At 41.0% G+C, this 15,553-nt stretch carries 9 protein-coding genes; 2 read left to right on the top strand and 7 right to left on the bottom strand.

The annotated features are described in order from the left end of the window. Positions 1-32: 32 nt before the first annotated feature. From MusilaSJ_RS04340 to MusilaSJ_RS04355, 4 genes are all read right to left on the bottom strand, one after another. The gene (locus MusilaSJ_RS04340; protein WP_274988841.1) at positions 33-2,009 is read right to left on the bottom strand and encodes a RagB/SusD family nutrient uptake outer membrane protein; all 1,977 of its coding nucleotides are present in this window, start codon (positions 2,007-2,009) and stop codon (positions 33-35) included. 19 nt (positions 2,010-2,028) lie between these two features. Continuing rightward, on the bottom strand, positions 2,029-5,517 hold the full coding sequence (locus tag MusilaSJ_RS04345) for a TonB-dependent receptor (RefSeq protein ID WP_274988842.1): 3,489 nt from the start codon (positions 5,515-5,517) through the stop codon (positions 2,029-2,031). A 242-nt stretch (positions 5,518-5,759) separates the two neighbouring features. Beyond that, the gene (locus MusilaSJ_RS04350) at positions 5,760-6,905 is read right to left on the bottom strand and encodes a FecR family protein (RefSeq protein ID WP_274988843.1); all 1,146 of its coding nucleotides are present in this window, start codon (positions 6,903-6,905) and stop codon (positions 5,760-5,762) included. Between the two features lie 36 nt (positions 6,906-6,941). Then, complete coding sequence (locus MusilaSJ_RS04355; protein ID WP_274988844.1) at positions 6,942-7,475, bottom strand: RNA polymerase sigma factor; 534 nt, start codon at positions 7,473-7,475, stop codon at positions 6,942-6,944. Between the two features lie 445 nt (positions 7,476-7,920). Between MusilaSJ_RS04355 and MusilaSJ_RS04360 the strand changes: the two genes are divergently transcribed. Then, positions 7,921-8,316 carry a hypothetical protein gene (locus MusilaSJ_RS04360; protein ID WP_274988845.1) on the top strand — a complete coding sequence of 132 codons (396 nt, stop codon included), beginning with the start codon at positions 7,921-7,923 and terminating at the stop codon, positions 8,314-8,316. A gap of 345 nt (positions 8,317-8,661) precedes the next feature. Further along, positions 8,662-10,353 carry a sensor histidine kinase gene (locus MusilaSJ_RS04365; protein ID WP_274988846.1) on the top strand — a complete coding sequence of 564 codons (1,692 nt, stop codon included), beginning with the start codon at positions 8,662-8,664 and terminating at the stop codon, positions 10,351-10,353. A gap of 69 nt (positions 10,354-10,422) precedes the next feature. Here the strand turns inward: MusilaSJ_RS04365 and MusilaSJ_RS04370 are convergent, their stop codons facing one another. From MusilaSJ_RS04370 to MusilaSJ_RS04380, 3 genes are all read right to left on the bottom strand, one after another. Beyond that, the gene (locus MusilaSJ_RS04370; RefSeq protein WP_274988847.1) at positions 10,423-12,618 is read right to left on the bottom strand and encodes a carbohydrate binding family 9 domain-containing protein; all 2,196 of its coding nucleotides are present in this window, start codon (positions 12,616-12,618) and stop codon (positions 10,423-10,425) included. 353 nt (positions 12,619-12,971) lie between these two features. After that, on the bottom strand, positions 12,972-14,036 hold the full coding sequence (locus tag MusilaSJ_RS04375) for a M20 family metallo-hydrolase (protein WP_091162833.1): 1,065 nt from the start codon (positions 14,034-14,036) through the stop codon (positions 12,972-12,974). Between the two features lie 193 nt (positions 14,037-14,229). Continuing rightward, on the bottom strand, positions 14,230-15,534 hold the full coding sequence (locus tag MusilaSJ_RS04380; protein ID WP_274988848.1) for an MFS transporter: 1,305 nt from the start codon (positions 15,532-15,534) through the stop codon (positions 14,230-14,232). Between the last annotated feature and the right edge of the window lie 19 nt (positions 15,535-15,553).

Below are 15,553 nucleotides of genomic sequence, written 5' to 3' on the forward strand. Positions count from 1 at the left end.
CTTTTAATGTTAAACATATTATTGCTATGCATTTACCAGTTGGGGTTTTGCACCAGGTTTTGGTTAACCAGGAGGTCGTTTTCCTGTATAGGCCATAAATAATCGCGTGGGATCACAAAATGCCGCGAATAAATGGTGCGTTCGCGATAATATAATTCAGGCGAGTTTTCGCTGATTGACCAACCCGTTACGTTTCCGTTAAGCTCAACTCCTGCGGTTTTCCAGCGCAGCAGATCCCAGAAACGGTGTCCTTCAAAGCAAAGCTCAAGGCTGCGTTCGCGCTGAATGATTGAACGCATACCATCTTTAGTGGTATATTTAGTTGGGTTGATACTGTAATTTGACCACGACTCCTGAACAGTAGGCAAACCAGCCCTTGCCCTTATACGGTTTACGTAGGTATACACATCGGCTACAGGTCCCTGTGCTTCATTTAATGCTTCCGCATAAAGTAAATAAAGATCAGATAAACGCATTTCGGGCCACGGATAGTTGATATAGGTAACAGTTGCCCATTCATAATGCCAGTTCAGTGCTTTTTTCATATAAAAGCCGGCAATTGGTATTGGTGACGATTGACCTACTTCGGCGCCGCGGGATTTCATCCACCAGGTATCTTCGTCGGTTTTGGTTGGGCTGTTGGCCATATACCACACACCGCGATCAAATCCAAGGTCGGCATAATAACGCGGTTCTCTGTCAAAATTGAGCCTCGCAGTTGTTTCTCCTTCTTTGATATTAAAACGTTCATCGTGCGTACCCACCCTCAACTGCGATATATCACTAAAATCAAGCGTTTTATCTTCGTTAATAGGTACGCCGTTTTTAGTGTAGAACATCTTAGCCATTTTTATGGTAGGACCAAGCAACGGGCGGTTTGCTGATTTTGCGGCGTCGGCATTATTAAAATCATACTGCCCCGCGCACATCGACTGGAAAAAAGAATTGTAATTGATATTATTATTAGCGGTTAAACCCCATATCAGCTCATCATTCCACTTTTCGCTCATCGCATTCCTGATGCTCATTTGCGTCATGGTAGTTTGGCTAAGCGGAATAGTAGGTGCAGGAAACGTATACAGGTGTATGCTTTGAGTTTCGCAAAAATCAATAGCGGCTTTGCACGCATCTGCTGCGCGTTGCCATTTTTCGGCGCTAAAAGCTGGGTTAAATAATTGTTCACCGTCTTTATTTTTGAATGAGCTATAATCAGGGTTGCCATTAAAAAGCGGGCTCGCAGCTGTAACCAGCAGTTTTGCCTTCATACTTAATGCTGCACCTTTAGTAACCCGGCCTAATTCACTCCCTTCATTTCGAATCGTTAAAGGTAACTTTGCAGCTGCCAGATCATATAAATTAGCAATATAGTTTACAACTTCATCAACCGGGCGGCGTTTAACCCTTATTTCGTCAATAGGTGCATCGATGGCCAGGTTTTTATCAATAATTGGAATTGGCCCATAAGCCCTAAAAAGTTGAAAATGATAAAATGCCTTTAAAAACTGTGCTTCGGCTATCCAGCGTTCGCGGGTATCGATATCTAAATCAAGCACTTTGCCCTTGTCGCTTACATTTTCAATAAAAACATTACAATCGCGTATGGCTTTGTAGTTTGCCGCTGCGTCCCTGGTGCCGTTCATATAATTGGCAATAGGGTCCGACGAGTTTTGGAAGCCTCTTGGCAGTTGCAGTACGTTTGTCGACCTGATGTGATTGGCAGGGTCTTCTACCCAAACCTCATCGCCGGCAGTAAGGCCAACGTTATAAGTAGGATCGGTTTCTGTTGGGAGGTATGAGTAGCAGGTAAACAGGTACTTTTCTGCCTCGGTTTTTGAAACAAAAGCATTTGCTATTGTTGACACGTTATCAGGAACAACATCCAAAAAAGATTTTTTACAGGATGATACCGGCACAATCATTATTAAGCCAACCATTAAAAGGGTAATATTCCCTTTAGTTGCGTGGCCCAATACTGAATGCTTAATTTTTTTTATAAAATTAGTTTTCATATAACTGATTTGAAAGCTTTTAAAATTCTACCCTTAAGCCTAAGTTGAACACTTTTTGAATCGGATACCCCAATCCAGATGTTCCCATTTCAGGGTCCCAGAGTTTAAAGCTGCTTAAGGTTAACAGGTTTAAGCCATTTAAATAAATACGTGCGCTGCTCAAATGGATAAACTTGAGCTGACTCTTGTTGAAATTGTATCCCAACTCAGCCGATTTAAGACGTACAAATGAGCCGTTACGCAGCCACCATGTGGATGTTTGGGTATTATTACCCTGTATATTAGTACTTAACCTTGGCCAAAAAGCGTATGGGTTGCGGTTATCTTCCGACCAGTGGTCGTTAGCAATTGTGCTTAACAAACCACTTTGGTTACCGGAGTTAAGGCCGTTACTCTGCAAGCCGTTTACCAGGTAAAAAGGAGAAATATCTGCCGAATTGATAACAAAAGATGAGCGTGCTGATCCCTGGAAGAATGCGCTGATATCGAAATTTTTATACCCTACAGAAAAACCGAAGCCATAAATAATTTCGGGTACCAGGGGATACCCTATTGGCACAACATCCGAGCTGGATATTTTACCATCGCCATTCATATCACGATATTTGATATCGCCTGCTTTATAATCACCAAAGCTTTGCACCGGTGAATTGGCTACATCTTTATCATCAACAAACAACCGTTCGGCCAGGAGGCCATAGATCTGGCTTAAAGAGTTGCCAACCTTGCTGAGGTATTTCAGGTTATCGCTGTAAAGAGGTTCTTCGTTTTTTAACAGTTTGCTTTGGGAATAGGTAAGCGTACCGCGCGATTGAATCCAAAATGAATTATTAAAGTTCTTTTTATAATCCATGGCGATATCAATACCCTTGCTCGATGATTTACCGGCGTTTGAGGATATATTGGCCTGTAACCCCATTGAAGTAGGTATAGTACTACGTACCATCAGGATGTTATCACGCTTTTGCTGATAGGCATCTACAGTTAAAGTAAAGTTTTTAGCTACCGTTAAATCCATACCTATGTTGGTTTGCTTTGATTGCTCCCAGGTAATATTTTGGTTTTCATAACGATAGGTAACTACGCCAGGCCTGCTATAGGAATAATTAGTACCGAATTGGCCATTAGAACCATTATTTAAATTAACATCAGAAAGATAGAAGAAGCGATCATTAGCCGAACCAATCTGATCGTTACCTACTAAACCATAAGTAACCCTGAATTTAAGGTTGTCAATGGTTGACAGTAGTGGCTCAAAAAACTTCTCGTTTGATACCACCCAACCCGCACCCACAGATGGGAAAAAGCCAAAACGGTGGTTGCTGGCAAAACGCTCCGAGCCGTTATAACCAAAGTTAAATTCAACCAGGTAACGATTGTCATAGCCATAGGTAAATCTGCCTGATACGCCCTGGTTACGCGATGGCAGGGATAGCTGAAGCGTTGGTGCGTTAGCTGTAAGATAATTGCGCATTGTACCAATTAACAAGCCGCTAACAGCGTGTTTTTGCCCAAATGTGCGGCTGTAGTTTACCGCTGCTTCAATATATGTGGTTGCGTTGGATACACTTCCTCCGGGGCTATAAGTTAAGTACTCCGTTGGAGTGGCACCTACGCTGCCTGCCGCTCCGCTATTAAGTAAAGTTAAACCATTAAATTGACCGTTAAGTACGTTTGATTGGTAGTAATAAGGGCTGTATTGGCGGGAAACCGTGAAGTATGAATAACGGGTTGTGTATGCCATTACCCTGCTGGATAAGCCCTGGGTAATAAAATCGAGCTTTTGATTCAAATTTAGTTGCGCCGTCAATGTGCTGGTATTGGAACTTTGGTAACCAGACAGAGATTGCGCGTATGGGTTCATATACAGGCCGCCACCGGGTATGATAGCATTACCAAAAAGCGGATGACTTACATATGGCAACAGGTTGCCGGGGTAAATAGCCGGAAAAGCTACCGGGTTACTCCATAAAGCATTTAAAAAAGTATAGCCGCCACCATTTATCGGCCCATGATAACTATCAAACTGACCTTTTAAGCTCACTACTGCTTCAGTGGTTTTAGTGAGGTTTAAGGTGGTGTTTGACAAAATGGAGTATGATTGCAGCTTAATGTTGTTGCTGAAATTATTAAGGCTGTTTTCGGCCAGGTTACCATTATCAATATTGTAGGTCATGGCTAAATAATACTTAGCTTTTTCCGATCCGCCGCTGGCGTTCATATTGAATCTCTGGTTATTGGTCTTGGTTTTGATCAACTGCTTGATCCAGTTATTGTTAGGATATAACAACGGATCATCACCTTTGGCCGTATGATCTATTTTATTTTGCGAGTAAGGTAAAATGCCCAATGGATTACGCGTAAGCACAGCCTCGTTGGCCAGTGTCATATACGTTATATTGTCAGCCAGATCAATATTCTTGATGTTTGAGGATGTTGAGTTTTCACCGCGGATATTGAATTTCACAGTGCCTACATCGCCACGTTTGGTAGTAACCAATATTACGCCATTTGCACCTCTCGCACCGTATAATGATGAAGCTGTAGCATCCTTCAATACCGAAAAGCCCGATATATCATCCGGTTGAAGCCTTGCCAGATCGGTAGTGCCCGATTCAATACCATCTATTAATATCAGCGGATCAACCTTACCTGCACCAAACGTCCCTACACCCCTTATAAAGAACTGGGCATTATCAGCACCAGGTTCGCCGCTTCGCTGATAGGAGATCATCCCGGGTACAACACCTGCCAGCATCGTTGTAAGGTTACTTGATGGCCCTTTAAGTTGTTTAGGGTTTACAGTGGTAATGGAGCTAACAAGGCTTGTCTTTTTTTGCGTACCATAGGCAACAACTGCAACCTCTTCAAGTGCATTTTTATCAGCGCCCATTTGCACGTTTATTTTATAAACGCCGGCTGCTGACGGAGAATAGTTTGCAAGGTCAAATTCCTGCGATTTTGAGCCTACGAATGAAAACACGATGATTGAACTTCCGCTCTCCTTTAAATTAAGGGTATATTTACCATCAATGTCTGATTGCGTTCCATTGGTGCCGCCTTTAACCTTAACAGTTACGCCTGGTAAAGTAAGGCCCTTGTCATCAGAAACAATCCCCTGCACTTTTTTAGGAACGACGGCTCCTGCAGGTTCTTTTTTGGGAGGGTTTACAACGGGTGCGGGTTCACTCTTTTCAATAACAATGAGTTGGTCGCGCACTACATAATTCAGGCTTTTTCCTTTCAAAAGAACGCCGAACACTTCTTTTAATTCAGCGTTTCTAAAATCTACAGTAACAAGTTCTTTGTCATTCAACAGCGTGTTACTGTAAAAAACGGTTAGGCCCGTTTGCTTTTTGATTGCTTTAAATACTTCGGCCAAACTGATGTTGGCCTTTTTAAGTGTTATTGGTCCCGTACTCTGCGCTTGTACAGCGCCATACCGGGTTACCAATAAAAGAAAAATAAAGGGCAGTATAAGCCGCCGGCTGAATAGAATTCTCTCCATATTTATTGGGTTTACGATTTGGTTTTCTCTAAGACCTGTTCTTGCTAAAACGGGTGAACGGAAATAAGAAAAATTGTATTTTTTTTATTACAATGAAAAACAGACACTGTTAATCGACACTATTTCAATGTATTACAAATACTATCCATTTGACAAACAAGGGCAAATAATTTCCATGGCGCTTAAGGGGCCAGGCATTAAATAACCAGGAAACAAGTTGTGGTTTAACCGACGTCGTTTTCTTACCTGATGTGTAAAACCCCTTCTTTTAAAAGGGCAGAAACTCCTGCAGATGCCTTAATATTTTGAATGAAAACTTCAATTGGTTTGTTTTTTTGAATGGCGCCACTAAATGCTTCATCAGCTGTCGCGGGATCGTCAAAAACTACTTTTACATCAAACCAGCGGAGCAGCACATCGCTTATATCGTGAAGTTTAGTATTATGGAAATAATAAATATCATTCATCCAGGCCAGTTCAACAGCAGGATCAAATGGCTGAGCCCGGAACCCGGCCCCCGATGTATAAACAGCCTGGTAGCCTGGTTGTAAAAGCATTTTTTGCTTATCCTGACCGCTTGTTGATACCGAGCCTTCAACCAACGAAGTTACTATTTCATCAGCATGATAAGTATTTACATTAAACTCCGTACCTAAAACTTTTACATCAGTTTGGCCCGTATGAACTATAAAAGGGTAAGCAGCATTTTTTGCAACTTTAAAAAAAGCTTCGCCTGTTAAATACACTTCCCTGGTTTTGCCTAAAAATGAAAACGGAAAGCGCAGGCTTGATACCGAATTTAACCAAACCTGTGTACCGTCTGAAAGTACTATCCGGTAGTTTAATTTTGAAGGAATAACGAGTGTGCTCCACTCCTCACTTTTATTATTATCCACCTGGTAACTTAAACCGTTAACACCTTTATTTAAATGAGCAAACGACATATTAATCACCTTTTTGCTGGTATCAGACAGGTTGATATGCTGCCCGTTTGCCAGCCGTAACTCGATGGCCGGTGTTTTAAGATTTTTTTTTGCAGCAACAAGAGTATTAACAGGTATTTGCCGCCAATAATATCCAGCAGTAAAAGCGATACATAATAAAGCCGCTACAGAAAGCCATTTTATTGCGCCTGTCCAGTCGGGCCTGATCGAGCGTACCGGCTTTATTTCGCGCTGGATTGTATCCCAGGCTTTATTTTCATTAATATTGTTAAAAAAGGTTTGAGCCTTATCTGAAGTAAGTACCTGTTGCATTTCATCCCACAGTTGTTTAATCCGGGGATCATTTTGTATAGCCTGTTCGAGCAAATGACCGTCTTCCTCACTTATTACCCCCGTAATTTGCTCAATTATCAGTTCCTGAAAATACGCTTTATTGTATGTCATTATTTATAAGACCTCATTATGGATAAAAGGGTGAACTTATTTGGCACTTTTTAACCCTTCTTTTAAAGTTTTTATTGCCAATTTTAAATGAGTTTTCAAAGAATTTATGCTAATACCCATTTCAAGGGCTGCATCTTTATACTTTTTATGCTCATAATGCACCAGGGTAAAAGCCTGCATCCGCTGTATCGACAAATCGGCCAGCACTTTTTCAGGATAAATTTCTGGTACAGGTATTTCCTCCTCCTCCTCTATTTCGGTAAGTGTATATTTATAATCTACTAATTTTTTTTGCGTTCGTGTTTCGCTTTCAACTTTTTTGAGGCATCTGTTGCGGATTGCTGTAGTTAAATAAGCTTTTAATGACGAATTAATATTGGTATATAATTGTCTCTCCCAAAGATCAACAAAAAAACCCTGAACGGTATCTTCAGCTTCCATTTCATCCCTTAAAATATAAAAGGCCGATACGTTAAGCAGCTTATAGTATTTTTTAAATACTGCTTCAAAGGCCTCCTTGTTCCCCAATTTTAATTGCTCAATAATATGAGCATCGTTCAAAATTTCCATGAATTGGTCTTAACTGGTTTATAATTAAATAGGTTGGGCTACTATAGAAAGCTAAATGTAAAAACTTTTATTGTCAAAACAACAATTATTAGAAAAATATTGAAAATCTTTCACTCTATTTAAAACCTGAATCTCGAACAGGCCTTTTTTAATAACCGGACTATTTAAAAATTAAAGTTTATAGCGGATACACCCTGGGTAAATCGTAACCAAACGGGATATACCATGATTTTTTTTAAATATTTAAAAGCAATCGATTTCGTACAGTAATTAATGTAATAAAAACAATTAAAAGATGAAATACTGATTTTTCTTACAAATCTTTTTAACTCAGGCCATCCAGTTCAGCATCAAAATTTACCTGGTGCTTTTTTCAAAAATGGGCAAAAAAAACGCTTGTATTTCGCATTTCATTTAATCCGGCTTTGTTTTTAATTTTGTTTTGATGATGAACAGCTTGCAAATTAAACTTCACAAAGGGCAGCTCGATGAGCTAAAGGATGAACCTGCCAGCTTATTGAAATTTTTGAATACTTTATTTGAGCCTTTTTCAGAAAACCGTAAACAGCTTAAGTATGCCCTTGAACGTGAATTCAGACCTGAAGGCTCGCCGGAAGTGGTCAACTTAAATTTTGACCGGATCAAATTTGATCAGAACACAGGCCAGGGAAGTTTCCGGATAGTATTAGATATTGATTATGCGTTCGGCTGCGAAGACCTGGTTACCCATAAAAAAAATCAAACATCAGAATGGACTTTCATCGTTGATTACAAGCTTTTGATTATTAATCTTTATAGTTCTCCATATACAGACAGCCGTACAACGTTTGATGAATTTTAATTACGCTGTCAACTAATACTGACAGGTATCAAATCTTTAACTATGTAATCGTATTTTTTTTAAACAGCCCGATATTTTTCATCTCAAGTTTTTTTTACCTCATAACTTGTGGTTAAAATAAGAGCTCCCATTTCCATAACACCCACAACATTTAACCCAAGCGAAATTATCTGGTAAAGTATAAGTTACATATTTAATCTTACATTAAAGAAGCCAGACAATCAATGGTAGCAATCACTGAATGATTCTATTATTTTTATCATTATCATTGTTCTTCAAAACCATTGGCAACGCCGGTATCGATTTTAAATTGATAAAATCCGGCATACTGATGAAAATAAATATATGAACGTTTTATCAAGGAAGATCCTGCTTGCTTTTTTAGCATTTACTATAATTTTAGTCATCGCCGCTCTTTTTGTGAGGGACAGGATCACCCAAAGATTGGCGCATACGGCCCAGGTATCGCACCTTATGGATCTTAACAACTCCAGGCCGCAGCAGGCATTATTACTACTCCACGAAGCCGAGGATCTGTTTCAGTCGTCGCTTGTAGATGCAAGTACCGCTAAAGCTCAGGACTATCAGGATAAACTTTCAATGGCCTTTGCCGAAATTGACACGCTGCTTAATATGCAGCATGATACTACCAGGCTTAACACAGAACAACGTGCACAACTCCATACATGGCACACTCAAAAGGTAAAGTTATCTGCCGAGCTCTTCTCCGCCAGACGCGACTTTGACTCGCTGTTAACCACTTATTCAGACCTGAATACGGCGGCAACTCAAAATAGGTTGGCAGTTAAAAGTAGCCGAACGGTGCAAAACAGCAGCGACACTTTAACTCAACCAGGAAACTTAAAAAGAAAAGGTTTTTTTGCAAGGATCAAAGAGGCTATAAAAAATAAAAATGCCTATGCAACCGGCACGGGTAATGTTGTTATTAATCACCAAACACGCGTTTACATAGATTCGGTTACTCAAAAGCTCCGAACTAAAGATAAATACGCCTATCTCAACAAACTCAAACAGTTAGAACAGAGCAACTTAAAATTACAGGAAACACAACGGCAGCTCATTGTGCTTAATATGCGTATTACACATAAAATGGAGCAATTAATTGCAGCTATTAAAGACATCAACTACAGTATGACCGACGCCTTTAAGGGTTTGGCTTTTAACAGCTACCTTGAAACTACAAGCTTACTGAATAAACTTTACCTTATTACGCTGTTGCTGCTTTTGGCTTTTGCTATATTGCTGATTGTATTTGTTATTAAACTGGGAAAATCTGAAGAACTTTTACTTAAAGAGAATGAACGTGCAGTAATGATAGCCCGGCAAAAAATGGACCTGCTACTGCACATGAGCCATGAAATTCGCAATCCGCTTACATCAATAAATGGCTTTCTATACATTTTCAGCAGAACGACACTCACCCCAAAACAGTCGGAAATGTTGGGTACAGTGCGGGCATCATCCGACCTGTTGTTACAAACACTCAATGATACACTTGATGCTGCTAAAATGGAAAGCAGTGAACTAAAAATCCATCAAGATCCGTTTTGCCCGGATAAAATATTGAAAGAGGTTATTGAAAGTATGGCATTCAGCGCCGATAAAAAACAACTGGGATTAAACTATCATTTTGAAGGGGACCCGGACGCTGAAGTTTTGGGCGACAGCTTTAGGCTTAAACAGATCATGGTGAACCTCATTAGTAATGCCATTAAATATACAGATACCGGTAGCGTAAAGATCATAGCAACCCTGAAATTTGCAGATAGTAAAGGCGCATTAACAATTGATATTACTGATACAGGGGCGGGTATCAGCCAGGAACAGCAGGTTAACCTGTTCTCTAAGTACTATCAAACCAATTCGGCCAAAGGCAATACTGGTACCGGGCTCGGTTTGTACATCTGCAAGCAGTTGCTCGAGTTGCAAAAAGGAAAAATCAGTGTAAAAAGTGATGCTGGTAAAGGAAGCACTTTCAGCTTTGAAATCCCTTACGAAAAGTATGAAATAGATTAACCGCCGGCGTTTTACTTAAAATTGATGTATATACCCAGAATCTTAAAAAACTCTTTATTCTCCAGCTAATTATAAGTTACACCAGTACGTCCATTTTAAAGTTAACTGCCTGTTTTTTACCGTATAAGGAGATGGCGTGGTATTATCGCCGTAAACAATAAACAGATCGGACGCAGGTTTATAGCGCCATTGCAGGCGGGTGTTAATGTTGATATTATCAATCTGCTCGTTATATTGTACATAGGTGGTAAAGTACAAGCTATTGGTAAAGGTAACGTCAATCTTTGGCCCTACCAGCCAGAAAGTGTTATGGCCAAATGGCTGCGGCAACCTTAAATCATTGAAGGAGGTATTGATAGCAATATTTACATAAGGCTGAAAACGATAGCCTATTAAACTTGTAATACTGTTGCGTACGCCCTTATCATAATACCCCCCGTGCGATGCTTCCAGCAAATAGGTAAACACATTTTGCGGCTTGGATACAAACTGCACATCAATAGTGTTCCAGTTATGCTCAGAGCCGGTAGGTAATAAACCTTTACCGATATTAGTTGGATCATAAGGCCTCAGGAGGCGCACATAATCATTTATGCCGGACACAGACAGCGTTGCCCTGTTACGGAATGTGATCAGATATGACAGGATACTCTCATTATCCGTACGGTGAAACGACTCATCGAAAAAGTAATTGGAGGTAAGCTGGATGCCATGGCTCAGGATATTACCCTGCTTAGGAAAAAAGTTACGGAGTAACAACGGACTCAGCTTCACATAACCAACACGGGGAACATACCCCACTTCGGCATTGTAGTTCTTACCTACGTACTCCTCCTGCATATAAAGCGTCCAGTATTTGCTCAGGTATTGAAAGTGATCAGATAACACGTAATCATGCCCGCTCACGCCGGGCGTAAATGATTTAAGGGCCAATACTTTGCCTGTCCAGATATTACTGCGCGAGGCAAGGTTAAACTCAGCGCCTATATTACGGTTATAAGCAGTTGATCCGGTATTGGTGCCGGGAATATTGGCAGTAGCGTCCTTATTTACAAATAGGAAAGCGATATTTGAGCGATCAAGGATCCGTCTTTGCAGGGTAATGATGCCATAGTTTTCAGGAGCCTGCTGGGCGCTGCCCGAGCCGCCTGTTTGAATATCCATAGCGCCAATACGCCAGTCCTTATCTAATTTACCGGTCAATCGTGCTCCAAAATCAATCGGTACGTTGAGGCCTATCCGCCTTGAAAAAAAAGGGCGAATATCAGAGTAACCAAAGTTGGCAAACAGGTCACCATTTTCTAAAAAAAACTGTCGTTTTTCAGGGAAGAAAAGTTCGTATCTGTTGAGGTTGATCACCTGTTGATCAACATCAACCTGCGAAAAATCGGGATTGACTGTTAAATCCAGGTTAAGGGCTGGTGTAACGGAGATCTTGGCGTCCCCTCCTATTTCATGTTTATATTCGGTTTTGGTATTATGCTGATAATCTTTAGATAAACCCGTAAGCGCGTACGGGATTATAGATACGTTGCTGCTGGCTGTTGGGGGCGCTTCGTCCCAAACAAGTGTGCCGGTATAAGCCAATGAAGCTGTAGGGAATTGCCGTGGGATGGGTGTCCAGCTTGATTTTTCGGCAGTCTTTAGATCGTTACGGCTAAAGTTGATCCCCCATTCCTTTATACCTTTTTTATAACGGATACTTTTAAATGGGATAGATGCTTCCCAAACCCATTTATCAGGGTAATTTTTTACTGCCGAATACCAGCGGTTATCCCAGCTCAGGTCAACCTTGCCGCCTTCATACATGCTGCCGTCCCACTGCCCTCCCGCCGCGTTGGCACCAAAACTAAAGCCATCGGTACGAGCATCAAATGGATCCATGAAGATCAGGAAGTTATCATTTTTTACAAAACTGAAATCACGTTTTAACGATTCAACCATGTAAGGCCCTGGCACCGAATTATAATTTATGGCTATGATGTACAGGTTTTTATCATCGTAGGTCATCCGCACCTCGGTTTTAACAGTAGCCTTGCTGGTATCCATCGGCAGCACCATAAAAAAATCTCCCGCCGAATCAGCCTGCATCCAGGCTTGCTCATTCATCACTCCGTCTATATTAATAGCCGAAGCAGCCCTGCGGATATGGTACTTATACCCCGCGTTCTTTTTTTGAGCCGACGCATAAAAGCAGGTTATACAACATAAGATGATGAGCAAGAATGTTTTTGCCGAAAGCCGGCAATAGCGTTTTAGGGGCATTAAGATAAGGGTATATAAGTTTATTGGATCACGAATTTTAAAACTACATTTTTTTAGCAAAAGTAAATGCCTTGTATCATATAATTTACCGCTTCGTTTCCCCAAGCAATAGCTATATACCTATTAATCAGCAAAATATACTTAGCTCCGGTAAATTAGGTTTATTCATTTAACCAACAGCCCGCTTAACCAATCGGTTAAGCGGGCTGTTGGTTACCCGTTATCATATGTTTGAAATCCTGTGGGCTTTGAAAGGCAATAACAAATCCGGAGAATCCAGACTTACGAAGTTTGAAAAGTTCTCAAGTCTGGATTCTACAACATGTCATGAGTAACTTTTTATTTTTAAAATGTTAATTAATACTCTCCAGCATCTTAATATACAACTCAATGCCTTCCCTGATCTCATCTACATAAACAAACTCATCGGCAGTATGTGAACGTGCGGAATCGCCGGGGCCAACTTTTATGGAAGGGATATCCAGCAATGATTGATCGGATGTTGTTGGTGAGCCATAGGTGGTACGGCCAAGCGCTATGCCAGCCTGAACTATGGGATGTTCTTTAGGGATAGATGATGGTTTTAACCTGATAGAACGCGGTTTTACATCGCTGGCAACATGCTCACGGATAATCTCCAGCACTTCCTCATTACGGTAAGCATCAGTTACACGCACATCAACGGTATACACGCAGCTGGCAGGCACAACGTTGTGTTGTGAGCCAGCATTAATAATAGTCACCGACATTTTTATCGGCCCAAAAACTTCTGATTCTTTCGGAAACTTAAAAGTACGGAACCATTCAATATCTGTTAATGCTTTGTAGATAGCGTTCTCTCCTTCTTCGCGGGCGGCATGTCCGGCACGGCCATGAGCAGTACAATCTAACACCATTAAACCCCGTTCGGCAATTGCCAACTGCATCAGGGTTGGCTCACCTACTATGCCAAAAGATAGTTGCCCTAAATCGGGAATGATCAGTTCCAGACCGTTTACGCCTGAAATTTCTTCTTCGGCAGTAGTCGCCAGGCAGAAATTATATTTCAGGTTCTCCTTATCATGAAAATAAAGAAATACGGCTATCAGTGAAACAAGACAGCCTCCGGCATCATTACTGCCAAGGCCATATAATTTACCATCTTCAATTTTGGCATCGTAAGGATCGCGTGTATAGCCCGAATTGGGCTTTACAGTATCATGATGTGAGTTAAGGAGGATAGTTTCTTTAGCCGGGTCGAAGTGTTTATTCCAGGCCCAGATATTGTTAAGCTTACGATGAGTGGTTACCCCATGCGACTGCAGGAATTCGTTGATCAGATCGGCTGTGCGATCTTCTTCTTTACTAAACGACGGGATGGATATTAGTTGTTGCAGTAATGTTACCGCCAGTTGAAATAAATTGCTTGTGTCAGTCATAAATTTAAGGGTTATCCCTTGTGATGAACGGGCAAAATTAATACTTTTTATTGATCAGAATTTTCAGAATTCAAGAATTCGCAGAATTGACATCAGAAATATTAGCCTCATTGATCTATAATTAACCATTAAATAACAATTAATTAACGCACCCATTCAGTTAATTCTAAAATTCTGTAAATTCTGATTCAAACTACTCATCTTCCATTTTTGAATGCTTACGCGTATCGTTCATAGTGATGTACAAGATCAACGACAGCGCAATACAAACAGTTACATACCAATAAAACCATTGCGCATGATGTTCATTTTTGAACCACAGGGCAATATATTCGGCAGTGCCGCCAAACAGGGATACGGCTATTGCATAAGGGAAACCTACGCCCAGGGCACGCACATTGGCCGGAAAAAGTTCGGCCTTAACAACAGCATTGATCGAGGTATAGCCGCTTACAATGACCAGCGCACAAAGGATCAGCGCGAATGCAACCCATACATCTTTAGTGTGGCTTAGCAATGTCATGATAGGAATTGTACAAAGCGTACCCAATATGCCGAAACCAATTAATAATGGTTTCCGGCCAACTTTATCCGACAGTAAGCCAAATAAAGGTTGTATCACCATAAATACAGCTAATGTTAAGGTTGAGATGAGCGTAGCGGCACTCTTACTAAAGCCGGATGTATTAACCAAAAACTTTTGCATATAAGTAGTAAAGGTGTAAAACGCCAGCGTACCGCCAATGGTTAATCCTATTACCGTAAAAACAGCTTTGGGATGTTGTGTTAAAGCTTTTATCGTGCCATTCAGACTACCGGCTTTTTTACTTTCTTTATCAAACGATGCCGATTCCTGTAAGCTTCGCCTTAGATACATAGTGGTGATAGCCAGTATTGCCCCGATTCCAAACGGAATGCGCCAACCCCAGTCATGCAATTGTTTTTCAGATAAAAACGCTCTTTGCAGCAACACTAAAACGCCCAACGCCAGTAATTGCCCCATAATAAGCGTTACATATTGAAAGCTTGAGTAAAAACCACGGTACTTTTTTGTAGCCATTTCACTCAGGTAAGTGGCGCTGGTTCCATACTCCCCTCCTACACTCAGGCCCTGGATAATGCGGGCCAACACCAGCAATATAGGTGCAGCAACTCCAATGGATTTGTAGCCCGGAGTTATGGCAATAATCAAGGAACCAACGCTCATGAGCAATACAGAAAATGTAAGCGCTGTTTTACGGCCGCGTTTATCCGCAAAGGTCCCCATTACCCAACCGCCTATAGGGCGCATTAAAAAGCCGATGGCAAAAATACCTGCTGTGTTTAAAAGCTGTACGGTTTGGTTGTCTGAAGGAAAAAAAGCATCTGAAAAATAAAGGGAAAAGGCAGTGTAAGCATACCAGTCATACCATTCAACCAAATTTCCCAGCGATCCGCCTATGATGGACTTGATGCGTCCGCCCGTGGTTTGGGGTATTGGTGATTTTATTTCATTCATAGGTTTGGCAGATACTGTT

Source organism: Mucilaginibacter sp. SJ, from assembly GCF_028993635.1.
Lineage (GTDB): Bacteria > Bacteroidota > Bacteroidia > Sphingobacteriales > Sphingobacteriaceae > Mucilaginibacter.